Consider the following 16,425-nt stretch of genomic DNA (forward strand, 5'->3'; position numbering starts at 1 on the left):
GAGCATCTGTGCGGCGAGGTCGCGGCGTCAACGCGACAATTGCGCAAAACCGCTGTTCCGAGGCCTGAATGCGACATTAGGTGTCGCAAAGGGGTGGTGGTGTCAACGCGAGGATTCGAAACGGGGATTCACCGTTGCGTCACATCCGCCGGCCAGAGGACGTTCCCGGTCAGCCGCCATGGCAGGACCAAGACCGTTCGGAGGGTCGTGGGCCGAGGCGGCGTCGTGCCGCCCCGGCCCGAAGGTCGGGATCAGGCCTTGATCCACCATCTGTAATGGTGGTGCTCGAAGGACGGGTGCATTTCGGCGCCCTGCACCCTGTCCGTGTAATGGCGGAAGATCGAACGCCAGTAGGGCTGGATCACCACGCCGTCCTCCTGCAGCAGGGTCTCGATCCTGGCCATGACCTCGCGCCGCGCCTCGACATCGGCGAGCGACATCGCCTCGGCCAGCAGCGCGTCGAACTCTTCGCTGGAATAGGCGGTCTCGTTCCACGGCACGCCGGACTTGTAGGCCAGCGCCAGCACCTGCACGCCCAGCGGTCGCATCGCCCAGTCGGTCGCCGAAAAGGGATATTCCAGCCAGCCGTTCCAGAAGGTCGAGCCGGGCATCACCCGGCGCTGCACGTCGATGCCGGCATCGCGCAGCTGCGCCGCCACCGCGTCGCAGGTCGATGCCTGCCAGGCGTCGTCGAGCGAGATCAGCTCGAAGGTCTCGTCGCCGAAGCCGGCCTCGTCCAGCATCGCCTTGGCGGCCGCAGGGTCGTATGCCGGTCCGTCGACCTGCGCGTATTCGGGGTGGATCGGGCAGACATGGTGGTTCTCGGCCACCTCGCCGCGCCCGCTATAGCCAAGTTCCAGCACGATCTCGTTGTCGACCGCCATCTGCAGGGCGCGGCGCACGTCGCGATTGTCGAAGGGCGGGCTGTCCTGGTTGAAGCGCACCACGATCGTCGAGGCCGTCACCACCTCGGATTTCTGCCAGCCGATCGCGTCGAAGATGTCGATGAAATCGCCCGTCGTCTCGTAGGTGATGTCGATCTCGCCCGATTCAGCCGCCGCGACCTTGGCTGCGGGGTCGGTGCCGTAGTCGATGTATTCGATCCGGTCGAGATAGGGGCCACCGAACACCTCGGTGCCCCACCACGTATGGTCAGGGTTGCGCTCCAGCACCTGCCGCACCCCGACCTCGTTGACCACGGGCAGATAGGCACCCGTGCCGATCGGGTTCGCGGACGGGTCGCCGCCGTCGAAGCTCGAATGCACGATGGCTGCCGGGTAGTCGGCCATCGAGACGATTACGGTGATGTCGGGCGCCGCGAGGTTGAGCCGGACCGTGAGGTCGTCGATCACCTCGATCGCGCCTTCGCGAGCCATGTTGGTCTCGGGGTCCACCAGCTGGACCATGCGGCTGGCCATGGAGTTGCCCTCGACCGTGCCGTCGCACCACAAGGCGATGTTACGGGCCACGTCCTCGGCGGTGAACGGATCGCCGTTGTTCCAGATCACGCCGGGCCGGACCTTGAGCGTGAACTGCGTGGCGTCGTCATTCGCCTCCCAGCTTTCGAGCAGCATCGGCGTGATCGAGCCATCGGCCTCGTATTGAGCGAGATAGTCGAGCCAACCGCGGTAGAAATTGTGGATTTCGCCCCAATCCGCGAGGCGCGGATCCTTCATCGCCTTGGTTTCCATCTCCATGCGCAGCGTGCCGCCCATCTGGGCGTGGCTTTCGGCGCGGGCGGGAACCGGCAGGCCGATCAGGCCGAAGGCGGCGGAGGAGCTGAGGCCCAGCGCGGTGGCGCGGGTCATGAATTCGCGGCGCGACAGTTGCCCCGCCTCGTGCTCGGCGGCGTACATCTTGGCGGCGGGATGCACCGTGCCCCGCGGGTTGTGGTGGATCGTCATCTGCGTCTCCCTCTTGAGCGGCGCGTCGACGGCCGCAGTCGCGGGTCCCTTCCGGACCCGGCTTTCGCGTCGCTCGGGCGACGAGACTTGCAGATGGATCTGGGTGGCCGGGTTGAAGCGTCAATGCGACCTTCGCGTAAATCACGGCTCCATGAGCCGGAACGGAGGATCGGGTATGGCGCTGATGGCTTCGTCGCAGGAATGGGGCGCAGCGGGTGGCGGCGGCGTCACCCGGTCGGTGTCGCGGGGTCGATTTCGCGCCACTCCCGCATGCGGTTGCGAAACCAGCTGCGCTGCCGCTTCGCGTATTGCCGAGACGCGATGATGGCGGCCTCCCGCGCGGTGGCGAGGCCGGTCTCGCCCCGCAGATGCGCGATCAGCTCCGGCGCGCCGATGGCCCGCGCCCAAGGCGCCTCCGGGGTCCAATGGGGCAGCGCCGCCCGCGCTTCGTCGAGCGCGCCCGCCTCGAGCATCGCGTCGAAGCGCCGTGCGATACGGGCATTCAGCCATGCCGGCTCGGGACGCAGCACCAGCGGCTGGGCCTGATCGAGCGGGAGCAAGGGTGCCGGCGTGTCGGCCTGCCACTCGGCGATGCCGCGCCCGGTGGCGCGCAGCACCTCCCATGCGCGCTGAACCCGGGCACGGTTCAGAAGGTCGATCCGCGCGGCGCTGGCCGCATCGAGCCCGGCCACGAGGTCGGGCAGGGGGATGGCGTTCGCCTCGGTCCGGATTTCGGCAGGCGTCGCGGGGATCTCGGCCAGCCCCTCGGTCAGCGCCGAGAAGTAGAGCCCGGTGCCGCCGGTGATGATCGGCCGCGCTCTGCCCAGCATCGGCGCCACGTCGCGCAGCCAGTGCCCGACCGAATAGGTCTGGTCGCGCCTGACATGGCCGTAGAGTGCATGAGGGGCGCGGGCCTCCTCATCCGGCGAGGGGCGCGCCGTGAGCACGCGCCAGTCGCCATAGACCTGCAGCGCGTCGGCATTGACGACGACGCCGCCCCCCGTCTCCGCCACCGCGAGCGCCAGCGCCGACTTGCCGGAGGCGGTGGGACCGGCGATCAGCACCGGGCGCGCGGGATCGAGGCCGCGCGCGATCTCGTGCCAGTCGCTCACCCCCGGCTGCCGGTCGCCGAAGCCGCCCGCATGGCATTGAACATGGACCTGCTTTCGTCCATCTTGCGCCGCGACCCGATTTCCCCCGAAACACGCACGGAGCCCCCATGACCGATACCCAAAAGCCTGCCTTCCGCAGGGTGATGCTGAAGATCTCGGGGGAGGCACTGATGGGGAACACGGCGTTCGGTCTGCATCCGCCGACCGTCGAACGCATCGCGCGCGAGGTCAAGTCGGTGCATGATCTCGGCGTCGAGATCTGCATGGTGATCGGCGGCGGCAACATCTTTCGCGGGCTGTCCGGCTCGGCGCAGGGGATGGAGCGGACCACCGCCGACTACATGGGCATGCTCGCCACGGTGATGAACGCGCTGGCGATGCAGTCGGCGCTCGAGGAGCTGGGCGTATTTACCCGGGTGATCTCGGCGATCCCGATGGACCAGGTCTGCGAACCCTATATCCGGCGCCGCGCCGTGCGGCATCTCGAGAAGAAGCGCGTCTGCATCTTTGCCGCCGGCACCGGCAACCCCTATTTCACCACCGATACCGCGGCGACGCTGCGGGCCAACGAGATGAGCTGCGAGGCCATCTTCAAGGGCACCAAGGTGGACGGCGTCTATGACAAGGACCCCAAGAAATTCGACGATGCCAAGCGCTACGAAACCATCACCTATGACGAGGTGCTGCAGAAGCATCTGGGGGTGATGGATGCGAGCGCCATCGCGCTGGCGCGCGACAACAGCCTGCCGATCATCGTCTTTTCGCTCGATGAGCCCGGCGGCTTCCGTGGCATTCTCGCGGGCGAGGGGACCTCGACCCGGGTGCATGGCTGAGCGAAACTCTTCCCGGTTCCGCCCCGTGACTGACACGGGACGCGGCTAGCACCGGGCAAAGTGTTCTGGAATGCGCAGGCTGTTGACGCTATCACCGGCGCCAACAGCTCGCCCTCAAAAGACAAGAAGAGACCGATGGCAGACGATTTCGAACTCGATACCGACGACCTCCAGCGCCGCATGGACGGCGCGATCGCCTCGCTGCGCACCGAATTCGCCTCGCTCAGGACGGGCCGTGCCTCGGCCTCGATGCTCGAGCCGGTGATGGTCGATGCCTATGGCAGCATGACCCCGATCAACCAGGTCGGCACCGTCAACGTGCCCGAGCCGCGGATGGTGACGATCAACGTCTGGGACAAGGCGCTCGTGGGCAAGGTCGAAAAGGCGATCCGCGAAAGCGGGCTCGGCATCAACCCGCAGCTCAACGGCACCATCATCATGCTGCCGATCCCCGAGCTGAACGAGGAGCGCCGGACCCAGCTGACCAAGGTGGCCGGCCAGTATGCCGAGCATGCCCGCGTCGCGATCCGCAACCTGCGCCGCGACGGCATGGACCAGATCAAGAAGGCCAAGAACGACGGCCTCTCCGAGGATGACCAGAAGTTCTGGGAGCAGGAGGTCCAGGAACTGACCGATCGCTACATCAAGCTGGTCGACCAGCAGCTCGAGACCAAGCAGGCCGAGATCATGCAGGTCTGAGGCTCGCGCCTCACCAGTTGCAGGGAGGCCGTCATGGCTGCCGACGCGCAAGACAAGACACCGAAGGGCGGCCCCGAGCATGTCGCGATCATCATGGACGGCAATGGGCGCTGGGCCCAGAGCCGTGGCCGACCGCGGCTGTTCGGCCATCAGGCCGGGGCACGCCGGGTCCGCGACATCGTCGAGGCCTGCCCCGATCTAGGGGTCAAGTATCTGACGATCTTCGCCTTCTCGACCGAGAACTGGAAGCGCACCCAGACCGAGGTCTCGGGGCTGATGGCGCTGTTCCGGCGTTACATCGTGCGCGAGGCGCGGGCGCTTCTGAGCCAGGGCGTGAGGGTGCGCTTCATCGGTGACCGGATTCGTCTCGACGAAAAGCTTGTCGCGATGATGGACGAGCTGGAGCTGATCACCAGTCACAACGATCTCGTGCATCTTACAGTGGCGCTGAACTATGGCGGCCGCGACGAGGTGACCCGCGCCGCCAAGCGGCTCGCCTACGAGATCGAACAGGGGCGGCTCACTCACAAGGATGTCGACGCCGAGACTCTGTCGCGCTTTCTCGACACCCATGTGCTGCCCGACCCCGATCTCGTGATCCGTACCTCCGGCGAGGCCCGGATATCGAACTTCCTGCTGTGGCAGTCGGCATATGCGGAATACGAGTTCGTCGACACGCTCTGGCCCGATTTCACGCCTGAGGAGTTCGCGCGGGTCTGCGCGAGCTACGCCCATCGCGACCGCCGCTTCGGCGCCGTCAAGGCCTGACATGGCCGAGGGGGGGGACAAGGAGGGCGTCGCGGTGACGGCGGCGCTGGCCGATCCGGGCCGCTGGAGCGATCTGGGCGTGCGGATGGCCTCCGGCGCCGGCATGGCGGTGCTGGGCGCGCTTGCGGTGATGATGGGCGGCGTATGGTTCCAGATGCTGACCGTCTTCGTCACGGCGGTGATGGTCTGGGAACTCTGGATGATGATCGAGCCGGGCAAGCCGACGCCCGGCATGCTGCTCGCGGCGCTCTGCGCCTCGGTGCTGTCGGGTCAGCTCTCGGGCGATGGCAACTGGGTGCTGCTGCTGTTTCTGGTGGCGCCGATCGCCGGGGCGGCGATGCTGCGCCGCGAACGTGGCACCTTCTTCGCCTTCGCGCTGGGCATCGAGGTGGCGGGCTGGGGTCTCGTCACGTTCCGGGCCGAATACGGGTTCCAGTGGCTGCTCTGGCTGATCCTCGTGGTGATCTTCACCGACGTGTTCGGCTACGTCGCCGGCCGGGCGCTGGGCGGGCCGAAATTCTGGCCCAAGGTCAGCCCCAAGAAGACCTGGTCGGGCACGTCCGCGGGCTGGCTCGCGGCCGGTCTCGTCGGCTTCGGCTTCGCGTTGATGACCCACAGCCCGTGGCACCTGATCTGGATCTCGATGCTGCTGAGCTTCGCCTCGCAGATGGGTGACATCGCCGAAAGCGCGCTGAAGCGGCGCATGAAGGTCAAGGATAGCTCGGCGCTGATCCCCGGCCATGGCGGTCTCTTCGATCGCTTCGACGCGATGCTCGGGGCCTCGCTCTTCATGCTGCTGGTCGCGGCTCTGGGCTTCATTCCCGGGGTGCATTTTTGAAACGCGTCAGCATTCTCGGCGCCACCGGCTCGATCGGCTGCCAGACCGTCGAATTGATCGAGGCCGCGCCCGAGCGCTTCGAGGTGGTCGCCCTCACGGGCGGGCGCAACGTCGCGCTTCTGGCCGAACAGGCGAAGCGCCTGCGCCCCGGTCTCGCCGTCACCTGCCATGATGACTGCCGGGCCGAGCTGGCCGAGCGGCTCTCGGGCACCGGCATCGAGGTGGCCGCGGGCGACGCCGCCGTGGCCGAGGCGGCGCGGATGCAGGCGGACTGGGTGATGTCCGCGATCGTCGGCGCGGCGGGTCTCGTGCCGGGCCTCGCGGCGATCCGGCAGGGCGCGACGCTGGCGCTTGCGAACAAGGAAACCATGGTCGCCGCCGGGCCTCTGGTGCTCGAGGCGGCGCGTGCCCACGGCGCGACCTTGCTGCCCGTGGACAGCGAGCATTCCGCCGTGTTCCAGGCGCTCGTGGGCGAGGACCGCGCCGCGGTCGAACGGGTGATCCTCACTGCCTCGGGTGGCGCCTTCCGCGACTGGCCGCTGGAGCGGCTGGCCGCGGCCACGCCCGAACAGGCGGCGACGCATCCCAACTGGTCGATGGGGCAGCGCATCACCATCGACAGCGCCTCGATGTTCAACAAGGCGCTGGAGGTCATCGAGGCGCGCGAGCTGTTCGGCCTCTCCCCCGATCAGGTCGAGGTGGTGATCCATCCCGAAAGCCTGATCCACGCGCTTGTGGGCTTCAACGACGGCGCGCTGATGGCCCATATGGGCGCGCCCGACATGCGTCATGCCATCGGCTACGCGCTGAACTGGCCCGAGCGACGCGACCTGCCTGTGGCGCGGCTCGACCTCGCTGCCACCGGTTCCATGACCTTCCGGGCGCCGGACGAGGCGCGCTACCCGGCGCTGCGACTGGCGCGGCGGGTGATGGACGAGGGCGGCCTCGCCGGGGCGGCCTTCAACGCCGCCAAGGAGGCCGCGCTCGACTCCTTCCTCGACCGGCGCATCGGCTTTTTGCAGATGGCGCAGGTGGTCGAGCGGGTGCTGGACACGATGTCGCGCGCGGGCGCCCTGCGGGTTGACATCCCGGGCCTCGACGCGGTCCTTGGGGCCGATGCTGAGGCGCGGGAGCGCGCCGCGCGCATCGCCCGGACCGATCTCCAGACCACATAGGACGACCCCTTGGACCCGACCCAGATCCTGCCGCAGTTCGGCAACGTCGCCTTCACCCTCGCGGCCTTCGTCGTGGCACTCTCGGTGATCGTGGCGATCCACGAATACGGCCACTACATCGTCGGCCGTTGGTCGGGCATCCATGCCGAGGTGTTCAGCCTCGGCTTCGGCCCGGTGCTGGTGTCGCGCCGCGACAAGCACGGCACACTCTGGCAGATCGCGGCGCTGCCCTTCGGCGGCTACGTGAAGTTCCTCGGTGACGCCAACGCCGCCTCGGTCGGGCAGGCGGCTGGCACCGATCCGGCCAAGCTGCGCCACACCATGCTGGGCGCGCCGCTCTGGGCCCGCGCGGCCACCGTGGCGGCGGGACCGATCTTCAACTTCATCCTGTCGATCCTGATCTTCGCGGCGGTGATCCTCACCCAGGGCCGCGCCGCCGATCCGTTGACGATCGAGCGGATGCTGCCGCTGCCCGCCACCTATGTGAACGAGCTGCGGGCGGGGGACGAGATCCTCGCCATCGGCGGCTCTGAGCTGCCCGGCGAGGATGGCTTGGCGCGGCTGGCCGAGGGTTACCCGGCCGAGCCGGTTCTCGATTACAGGGTGCGCCGCGACGAGCGCGAGATGCTGGTGCGCGGCCCCTATCCGCAGCCGCCACTGGTGGGCGGCGTGTCGCCGCGTTCGGCTGCGGACGCGGCCGGTCTGCGCGCCGGTGACGTGATCCTCGAACTGGAGGGGCGAGAGGTCTTCGCCTTCGCCCAGCTGATCGAGATCGTCACCGCCTCGGAGGGCCGCACGCTCGATCTGACGATCTGGCGCAATGGCGAGACGCGCGAGCTGTCGCTGACGCCGCGCCGGGTCGATCTGCCGCGCCCCGAGGGCGGCTTCGAGACGCGCTGGCTTCTGGGCATCTCGTCGGGGCTGTTCTTCGAGGCCGCGACCGAGACCCCGGGCCTCGGTACCGCACTGGTCGACGCCGTGGCGCAGGTCTGGAACATCATCACGTCCTCGCTCTCGGGGCTGGGCCACATGATCACCGGCGCGATTTCGTCGTGCAACCTGTCGGGCCCCGTCGGCATCGCCCAAGCCTCCGGCGCCATGGCCGAACAGGGCGCCACCAGCTTCATCTGGTTCGTCGCGGTGCTCTCGACCGCGGTGGGCCTTCTGAACCTGTTTCCGATCCCGGTGCTCGACGGCGGACATCTCGTCTTCTTCGGCTACGAGGCGATCACCGGCCGCCAGCCGGGCGACAAGGCGCTGCGCGTGCTGATGGCGCTGGGGCTGTCGCTGATCCTGACCATGACGGTTTTCGCGGTGCTCAACGACCTGTTTCTCTGCCCCTGAAGCCGCGTCGTGGCTGCGGCAGGGCCACCGCTTGGTCGAATTTCCGCCGGATTTGCCACCTAGTGTTCGAGCCTCGCATTCGGGAGACGAGGCATGAACACGATTCTGAAGGATGATGTCGGTCTGGGCCTGCTGGTCGAGCTCCACATGGGCCGGCTGCTGCTGCCGGCCGCGCTGGTGCTGGCCCTGACTGTGGCGATACGGATCGCCGCGCCATGAACATGCTCCGAAAGCACCGGAGCTTTTGACAACGCTTCCCGGGGTCGGTAACTCCCTAGTCAAGAAACGACGCGTGGCAGGGATGGTGACGATGACGGCTCGAAGCAGGGGCGCCTTGGCGCGTAGGTTGACAGGTGCCGCGAGCGCGGCTGCGCTGATCGCGGCGATCAGCGCCGTGGCGCCGGCATTGGCGCAGGATTTCCGCTTCGAGGAGGTTTCGGTCGAGGGCAACCGCCGGATCGAGACCGGCACCATCCTGACCTATGCCGGCATCTCGCGCGGCGAGACCGTCAGCGCCGCCGCGCTGAACGATGCGGGCCAGCGGATCCGCGAGACCGGGCTGTTCCGCTCGGTCGAGATCCGGCCGGAGGGCGGCCGCCTCGTCATCGAGGTGACCGAATTCCCGACGATCAACCGCATCGGCTTCGAGGGCAACGCCAAGATCGACGACGCGGAGCTGGCGCAGCTGGTCACCGCGACCGAGCGCCGCGTCTACAACCCCGCGCAGGCCCAGACCGATGCGGACGCCATCGCCACCGCCTATGCCGAGCGCGGCCGGATTAATGCCGTCGTGCGCCCGGCACTGATCGAGCGCTCCGACAACCGTGTCGATCTGGTCTACCAGATCACCGAGGGCGGCGTGACCGAGATCGAGCGCATTTCCTTCACCGGCAACCGCGCCTTCTCCGACCGTCGCCTGCGCGGCGTGCTGGCCACCAGCCAGGCCGGCCCCCTGCGCCAGCTCATCAAGAGCGACACCTTCGTGGCCGACCGCATCGCCTTCGACCGGCAGATGCTCACCGACTTCTATCGTTCGCGCGGCTATGTGGATTTCGAGATCCTCGACGTCGATGCCGAGCTGACCCGCGCCCGCGACGCCTATCTGCTGACGTTCAACGTTCGCGAGGGCCAGCGCTACCAGGTCAACAACGTGAATATCGCCAGCGAGATTCCCGGCCTTTCGACCATGCGCTTCGACGAGGCGATCCGTCTCGATCGCGGCGATTACTACTCGCCCACGGCGGTCGAGGACGACATCGCGCGGATGGAGCGCATCGCGATCCGCGACGGCATCGATTTCCTGCGGATCGAGCCGCGCATCACCCGCAACCCGCGCGACCTGTCGCTCGAGGTGACCTATGTGCTGAGCCGGGGCGAGCGGATCTTCGTCGAGCGCATCGACATCGAGGGCAACTCGACCACGCTCGACCGGGTGGTTCGTCAGCAGTTCCGCACCGTCGAGGGCGATCCCTTCAACCCGCGCGCCGTGCGCGAAAGCGCCGAGCGGATCCGCGCGCTCGGTTATTTCGCCGATGCGCAGGTCAATGCCCGCCCGGGCACCGAGCCGGGCTCGGTCGTGATCGACGTCGATGTTGAGGAACAGCCCACCGGCTCGCTCTCCTTCGGCGCCAACTATTCCACAGATGACGGCTTCGGCCTCGTCGCGGGTTTCGCCGAGCGCAACTTCCTCGGCCGGGGCCAGCTGTTCAGCCTCGATCTCTCGACCAGCGAGAACAACCGCGTCATCTCCTTCGATTTCGCCGAGCCCGCCTTCCTCGGGCGTGACCTGCGCTTCGGCTTCGGCGTGGATTACCGCTCGACCGACAACGACTCGGCGCTCTACGACACCGACACCTTCCGCATCTCGCCCTCCTTCACCTTCCCGGTGAGCGAGAACGGCCGGCTGCAGACCTATTACGCGGCCGAGTACAACGACATCACCGATGTCGACCCGGATGCCAGCGACATCATCATCGCCGAGCAGGCGGAGGACGGCGTCTGGACCAATTCGCTCGGCTATAGCTACAGCTACGACACGCGCCGCTCCGGGCTCGATCCCGATACCGGCATCCTGCTGCGCTTCGGGCAGGAGTTCGGCGTCGGCGACGAGTCCTTCGTCAAGACCACGGCGCTGGCCTCGGCCGAAACGCTGGTGCTGGGCGAGGACGTGCTGCTGCGCGCCACCGTCGAAGGCGGGATCATCAACCATTCCGACGGCACGACCCGCGTCACCGACCGCTTCTTCATGGGCAGCCGGATCATGCGCGGCTTCGAATCCGGCGGTATCGGCCCGCGCGACGCCGATACCGATGACGCACTGGGCGGCAACAAATACGCCGTCACCCGGCTCGAGGCCGAGTTCCCGCTGGGCCTGCCCGAGGATTACGGCATCTCCGGCGGCGCCTTCGTGGATTACGGCTCGGTCTGGGATGTGGGTTCGACCCGCGGCACCGGTGCGACCGTGCTCTATGACGAGTTCACGCCGCGCGCCGTGGTCGGCGCCTCGGTGTTCTGGGACACGCCGCTTGGTCCGCTGCGCTTCAACTTCACCGAGGCGCTGGAGGCCGAGGAGTTCGACGAGACCCGTGGCTTCGACCTGACGATCTCCTCGCGGTTCTGATGCGGCGCGCGGCGGCGGTCCTCGGCCTGATGCTCGCGCTCGGCGGGCCGGCGCTCGCGCAGCGCGTGGCCGATCCCGCCGCGCCGGCGCCAGCCCAAACCCCGGCCGCCGCGGGTGGCATCGTCGTGCTCGACACCGATCGGCTTTTCTCGGAAAGCCTGTTCGGACGGCGTCTGTCAGCCGATCTGCAGGCGCAGACCGAAGCGCTGGTCGAGGAGAACCGCCGGATCGAGGCAGAGCTCACCGCCGAGGAGCAGGATCTGACACGCCGGCGCCCGTCGATGACGCCGGAGGCGTTCCGGGCCGAGGCCGAGGCCTTCGACGCCAGGGTTCAGGAAATCCGCCGCGAGCGCGACGCCAAGGAGCGCGCCCTGCAGCAGGAGGCGGCCTCCGGGCGCGAGATCTTCCTGGCCGCCGCGGGTCCGGCGCTGGGTCAGGTGATGCTGGAGCGCGGCGCCTCGATCATTCTCGACCGGCGCGCGGTCTTTCTGTCCACCAGCGCGGTCGATGTCACCGATGCCGCGCTCGCGGCGGTCGACGCGGCGATCGGCAACGGCGCGACCCTCTCCGCCGATCCGGAACCCGCCGAGCCCGCCGATCCCTGACCGCGCCTGCCTTGCCGCTCGGGGGGCGAGTTGCTACTCAGATCGCGAATAGCCCCGCGACGGAAGGACCGCACCGACATGACCGACACCCCCGAGACGGGCACGCCGACCACCGCAGACATCCAGCTGATCCAACGCATCCTGCCGCATCGCTACCCGTTCCTGCTGGTGGACCGCGTGATCGACATCGATGGCACCTCGAGCGCCACGGGCATCAAGAACGTGACGATGAACGAGCCGCATTTCCAGGGGCATTTCCCCGGCAATCCGATCATGCCCGGCGTCACGATCATCGAGGCGATGGCCCAGACGGCGGCCGTGATGGTCGGCACCACGATGAACCTCGTGGACGGCAACATGCTGATCTACTTCATGGGCATCGACGCCACCAAGTTCCGCCGCAAGGTGGTCCCGGGCGACCAGCTGCTGATGAAGGTCGAGACCACGCGCGGCAAGCCGGGCGGCAAGGTCTGGCGCTTCAAGGGCGTGGCGACGGTCGATGGCGAGATGGCGGCCGAAGCCGAGTTCACCGCGATGATGGACCTGAAGGGCTGATGGCGCGGATTCACCCTTCCGCGGTGATCGAGGAGGGCGCGCGGATCGGCGAGAACTGCCGGATCGGGCCATTCTGCCATGTCGGCGACCAGGTCGTGCTGGGCGATGGCGTCGAGCTCAAGAGCCACGTGGTCGTCACCGGCGACACAGCGATCGGCGCGGAGACGGTGGTGTTCCCCTTCTCGGTGATCGGCGAGATCCCTCAGGATCTGAAGTTCGGCGGCGAGCATACGCGGCTGCGCATCGGCGCGCGCAACCGCATCCGCGAGCATGTGACGATCAACACCGGTACCGCGGGTGGCGGCGGCGAGACGCGGGTGGGTGACGACTGCCTGCTGATGGCGGGCTGTCACGTCGCGCATGACGTGCGGGTGGGCGATCGGGTGATCCTCGTGAACCACGCCGCGGTCGCGGGCCATTGCGAGATCGGCGATGACGTGATCGTCGGCGGGCTTTGCGGCATTCATCAATGGGTCCGCATCGGTCGCGGCGCGATCATCGGCGCGGTCACGATGGTGACCAACGACGTGATCCCATTCGGTCTGGTCCAGGGGCCGCGCGGCCGGCTCGACGGGCTCAACCTCGTCGGCCTCAAGCGGCGCGGCACCTCGCGCGAGGAGATCGGTGCGCTGCGCGCCGCGTTCCGCGCCCTGAAGGACGGCGAGGGCACGTTCCACGAGCGGGCCGCAGCGCTCGGATCCGGGGAAAGCGACCTCGTTCGGGAACTGTCGGAGTTCGTTTCGGCGCAGAGTGACCGCCAGTTCCTGACGCCGCAGGGCTGATCCGATGCTGGCGCTTCTTGCCGGGACCGGTACGCTGCCGGGCGCGATACTCGCGGAGCGCCCCGGTGCGCTGGTCTGCGAGATGGCGGGCGTGCCGGTGACGGCACCGGAGGGCACCGAGCGCCTCGGCTACCGGATCGAGACGCTCGGCACGCTGCTCGCGGATTTACGGGCACGGGGCGTGACCGAGATCTGTCTTGCCGGTGCGATGACACGTCCGCAGGTCGATCCGTCACGGATCGATGCCGCCACCGCCCCTCTCGTGCCGCGGTTGATGGCCGCCATGGGGCAAGGCGACGACGCGACGCTGCGCGCCGTGATGGCGCTTCTGGAAGAGCAGGGCTTTGCCCTGCGCGCGGCGCATGAGATCGCGCCCACGCTGCTCCCCGGTGCCGGCCTGATGGGTGTCGTGCCCTTCACCGAAGCCCATGCGGCCGATGCGCGACGCGCATCGGCGGTGCACCGCGCCATGGCCGAGGCCGATATCGGTCAGGCCTGCGTGGTGCGGGACGGGCTCTGCATCGCGGTCGAGGCGCTGCCGGGCACCGACTGGATGCTGGCCAGCCTTGCGGGTGGCGAGGCGAAGGGCGGGCTGCTCTACAAGGCGCCGAAGCCGGGGCAGGACCGGCGGGCCGATCTGCCGGTCATCGGTCCCGGCACGATCGCGGGCGCGGCGCGCGCGGGTCTCGGGGCCATCGCGATCGAAGCGGGTGGCGTGATGGTGCTGGAGCGCGCGGCGACCATCGCCGCCGCCGATCGCCACGGCATCGCGCTGATGGTGCAGGCATGAAGATCTTCGTCATCGCGGGAGAGCTCTCCGGCGATCGGCTGGGCCGCGCCGTGATGGCGGGGCTGAAGAGCCTCGCCCCGGATATCCGCTTCGACGGCATCGGCGGGCCGGGCATGGCGGCCGAAGGGCTCAGAAGCCGCTTTCCGATGGACGAATTGTCGGTCATGGGCGTTGCCGAGATCCTGCCGCGTTACCGGCATCTCATGCGGCGGCTCGACGAGACGGCGCGTGCGGTGATCGAGAGCCGGCCGGACATCCTGCTCACCATCGACAGTCCCGACTTCTGCCTGCGCGTGGCGCGGCGGGTCAAGGCGGCCGGTGCGCCGGTGCGCTGCGTGCATTATGTGGCGCCCAGTGTCTGGGCCTGGCGACCCGGCCGGGCGGCGAAGATGGCGCGCAGCATCGACCAAGTGCTGGCGCTTTTGCCGTTCGAGCCTCCCTACATGGAAGCTGCCGGGATGGAATGCGATTTCGTCGGCCACCCCGTCGTGACCGACCCGCAGGCGAGCCCCAAGGAGGCGGATGCCTTCAGAGCCCGCCACGGAATCGGCGATGCACCTCTGGTGCTGGCGCTACCCGGTTCGCGGCGTGGCGAGGTGCAGCGGCTCTCGGAGACCTTCGGGGGTGCGTTGGCACGTGTGCAGGCGGCCCTGCCGGAAGCCCGCGTCGTATTGCCCTGCGCCGCGCCCGTCGCCGATCTGGTGCGCGCCGAGGCAAGGACTTGGTCGGTTGCACCGCTGCTGATCGATCCCGCGCAGGACCCGGATGGTGCCGAAAAGCGCGCCGCGTTTCGGGCCGCCGACGTGGCGCTTGCGGCGTCGGGTACGGTGTCGCTCGAACTGGCCGCGGCGGGCACGCCGATGGTCGTGGCCTATGATATGGGTTGGATCTCGCGCGCCATCATCGGGCGGATGTTGCTGACCGATACGGTGACACTGGTGAACCTCGTGAGCGAGACCCGCACCGTTCCGGAATTCATTGGCAGGGATTGCCGTCCCGAGCCGATCGGTCGGGCATTGCTGCGGCTTTTGGAGCGATCCGAAGCCCAGCGCCACGCGCTGGCCGAGACCATGCGGCGGTTGGGTGCCGGGGGTGAGCCGCCCGGCCTGCGGGCGGCACGCGCCATCCTCGATCGGATGCGCTGACAAACTTCTTCGAAGAAATTTGCCAAAACTCTTCGAAGAGTTTTGGTCCCGCCTCAGCGGCCCTTCCAGATCCAGCCACCGCCGAGCACGCGGCTGCCTTCGGTGGCATAGAACACGCAGGCCTGGCCGGGAGAGACGCCCTGTTCGGGCGAGAGCAACTCGACCTCGGCCTCCGTCTCATTGATCGGACGGATCACCGCCGGGGCCGACGGTCGGGTCGAGCGGACGCGCACGAGCACTTCACGTTCCTTGGAATCGGTGAAGCTACCGCCGCCAATCCAGTTGATTTCCCTGAGCGGTACGCGCCGCGTCGCCAGCATCTCCTTGGGTCCGACGACGACGCGTCGCGCCTCCACGTCGAGCTTCACGACGTAGAGCGGCTCGTCGAGACCGCCAATGCCCAGCCCCCGGCGCTGGCCCACCGTATAGTGGATCAGTCCCCGATGCTCGCCCAGTACTCGCCCGTCGACATGCACGATCTCGCCCGGCTCCGCAGCACCGGGGCGCAGTTTCTCGATCACGGCAGCGTAGTTGCCATTGGGCACGAAGCAGATGTCTTGGCTGTCCGGCTTGTCGGCGACTGAAAGCCCGTAGCGTGCGGCCAGGGCCCTGGTTTCGGCCTTCGACGCGAGCCCGCCCAGCGGAAACCGCAGGTAGTCGAGCTGTTCCTGCGTGGTCGAGAACAGGAAGTAGCTCTGGTCGCGGTTCGCGTCGGCGGCCGAATGGAGTTCGGCGCCCGCGGCGCCCATCTCGCGGCGGATGTAGTGGCCGGTCGCCATGCAATCGGCGTCGAGATCCTTGGCGGTGGCCAGCAGGTCCTTGAACTTCACCCGCTCGTTGCAGCGGATGCAGGGCACCGGCGTCGCGCCGGCGAGATAGCTGTCGGCGAACTCGTCGATCACCGCTTCGCGGAAAGTGTTCTCGTAATCGAGCACGTAGTGCGGAAAGCCCATCGCCTCGGCCACGCGCCGCGCATCATGGATGTCGCGCCCGGCGCAGCAGGCGCCCTTCTTGGCCAGCGCCGCGCCGTGATCGTAGAGCTGCAGCGTCACGCCCACCACGTCGTAGCCTTCCTCCTTGAGCTGGGCGGCGACAACGGAGCTGTCGACGCCACCCGACATCGCCACGACGACACGGGTCTGCGAAGCGGGCTTGGCGAAGCCCAACGAATTGAGCCCGGTGGTGGCGAAGCTGTCGAGCGGCATGGGGCGATCCTTGGCGCAGGGTGGAAGCGCGCGCGAAGCGGCGATCGGGC

Annotated in this window: 16 protein-coding genes; 13 read left to right on the forward strand and 3 right to left on the reverse strand. The window is 68.1% G+C overall.

Translation table 11 applies throughout. From position 1 onward, the window contains the following. Positions 1-251: 251 nt before the first annotated feature. Positions 252-1,904, reverse strand: a complete 1,653-nt coding sequence (locus tag ACRAQ3_RS07150) for an ABC transporter substrate-binding protein (protein WP_432256164.1) — start codon at positions 1,902-1,904, stop codon at positions 252-254. 227 nt (positions 1,905-2,131) lie between these two features. Continuing rightward, entirely contained in the window at positions 2,132-3,016 is an 885-nt protein-coding gene (gene miaA / locus ACRAQ3_RS07155; RefSeq protein WP_432256165.1) for a tRNA (adenosine(37)-N6)-dimethylallyltransferase MiaA, read from the reverse strand. 107 nt (positions 3,017-3,123) lie between these two features. On the opposite strand from miaA, the gene pyrH reads away from it, so the two are divergent. From pyrH to lpxB, 13 genes are all read left to right on the forward strand, one after another. Further along, positions 3,124-3,849, forward strand: coding sequence for a UMP kinase (pyrH, locus tag ACRAQ3_RS07160; RefSeq protein ID WP_085896660.1), 726 nt, complete (start codon positions 3,124-3,126; stop codon positions 3,847-3,849). A gap of 135 nt (positions 3,850-3,984) precedes the next feature. Next, the gene (gene frr / locus ACRAQ3_RS07165) at positions 3,985-4,548 is read left to right on the forward strand and encodes a ribosome recycling factor (protein WP_085896659.1); all 564 of its coding nucleotides are present in this window, start codon (positions 3,985-3,987) and stop codon (positions 4,546-4,548) included. Positions 4,549-4,581: 33 nt separating this feature from the next. After that, positions 4,582-5,316, forward strand: coding sequence for a polyprenyl diphosphate synthase (gene uppS, locus ACRAQ3_RS07170; RefSeq protein WP_085896658.1), 735 nt, complete (start codon positions 4,582-4,584; stop codon positions 5,314-5,316). A gap of 1 nt (position 5,317) precedes the next feature. Next, positions 5,318-6,154 carry a phosphatidate cytidylyltransferase gene (locus ACRAQ3_RS07175; RefSeq protein ID WP_269396272.1) on the forward strand — a complete coding sequence of 279 codons (837 nt, stop codon included), beginning with the start codon at positions 5,318-5,320 and terminating at the stop codon, positions 6,152-6,154. Then, positions 6,151-7,329 carry a 1-deoxy-D-xylulose-5-phosphate reductoisomerase gene (gene dxr, locus ACRAQ3_RS07180; protein WP_269396273.1) on the forward strand — a complete coding sequence of 393 codons (1,179 nt, stop codon included), beginning with the start codon at positions 6,151-6,153 and terminating at the stop codon, positions 7,327-7,329. The genes ACRAQ3_RS07175 and dxr overlap by 4 nt, the downstream gene beginning before the upstream one ends. A gap of 9 nt (positions 7,330-7,338) precedes the next feature. After that, positions 7,339-8,673: an RIP metalloprotease RseP gene (gene rseP, locus ACRAQ3_RS07185; RefSeq protein WP_432256166.1), complete on the forward strand. Its 1,335-nt coding sequence runs from the start codon at positions 7,339-7,341 to the stop codon at positions 8,671-8,673. 93 nt (positions 8,674-8,766) lie between these two features. Continuing rightward, positions 8,767-8,892 (forward strand): hypothetical protein, encoded by a 126-nt coding sequence (locus tag ACRAQ3_RS07190; protein WP_269396275.1) that lies wholly within the window; start codon positions 8,767-8,769, stop codon positions 8,890-8,892. A 91-nt stretch (positions 8,893-8,983) separates the two neighbouring features. After that, positions 8,984-11,293: an outer membrane protein assembly factor BamA gene (bamA, locus tag ACRAQ3_RS07195; RefSeq protein ID WP_432256167.1), complete on the forward strand. Its 2,310-nt coding sequence runs from the start codon at positions 8,984-8,986 to the stop codon at positions 11,291-11,293. Continuing rightward, a complete protein-coding gene (locus ACRAQ3_RS07200) occupies positions 11,293-11,898 on the forward strand; it encodes an OmpH family outer membrane protein (protein WP_432256168.1) in 606 nt (201 codons plus the stop codon). The genes bamA and ACRAQ3_RS07200 overlap by 1 nt, the downstream gene beginning before the upstream one ends. A gap of 78 nt (positions 11,899-11,976) precedes the next feature. Then, entirely contained in the window at positions 11,977-12,453 is a 477-nt protein-coding gene (gene fabZ, locus ACRAQ3_RS07205) for a 3-hydroxyacyl-ACP dehydratase FabZ (RefSeq protein ID WP_432256169.1), read from the forward strand. Continuing rightward, positions 12,453-13,235: an acyl-ACP--UDP-N-acetylglucosamine O-acyltransferase gene (lpxA, locus tag ACRAQ3_RS07210; protein ID WP_432256170.1), complete on the forward strand. Its 783-nt coding sequence runs from the start codon at positions 12,453-12,455 to the stop codon at positions 13,233-13,235. Before fabZ ends, lpxA begins: the two co-directional genes overlap by 1 nt. 4 nt (positions 13,236-13,239) lie before the next feature. Beyond that, positions 13,240-14,025, forward strand: coding sequence for an LpxI family protein (locus tag ACRAQ3_RS07215; protein ID WP_432256171.1), 786 nt, complete (start codon positions 13,240-13,242; stop codon positions 14,023-14,025). Next, on the forward strand, positions 14,022-15,170 hold the full coding sequence (gene lpxB / locus ACRAQ3_RS07220; protein WP_432256172.1) for a lipid-A-disaccharide synthase: 1,149 nt from the start codon (positions 14,022-14,024) through the stop codon (positions 15,168-15,170). The genes ACRAQ3_RS07215 and lpxB overlap by 4 nt, the downstream gene beginning before the upstream one ends. Positions 15,171-15,223: 53 nt before the next feature. On the opposite strand, the gene mnmA is transcribed toward lpxB, so the two are convergent. Next, complete coding sequence (gene mnmA / locus ACRAQ3_RS07225) at positions 15,224-16,375, reverse strand: tRNA 2-thiouridine(34) synthase MnmA (RefSeq protein ID WP_432256173.1); 1,152 nt, start codon at positions 16,373-16,375, stop codon at positions 15,224-15,226. Positions 16,376-16,425: the final 50 nt, after the last annotated feature.

The organism is Limimaricola sp. AA108-03, from assembly GCF_050847355.1.
Lineage (GTDB): Bacteria > Pseudomonadota > Alphaproteobacteria > Rhodobacterales > Rhodobacteraceae > Limimaricola.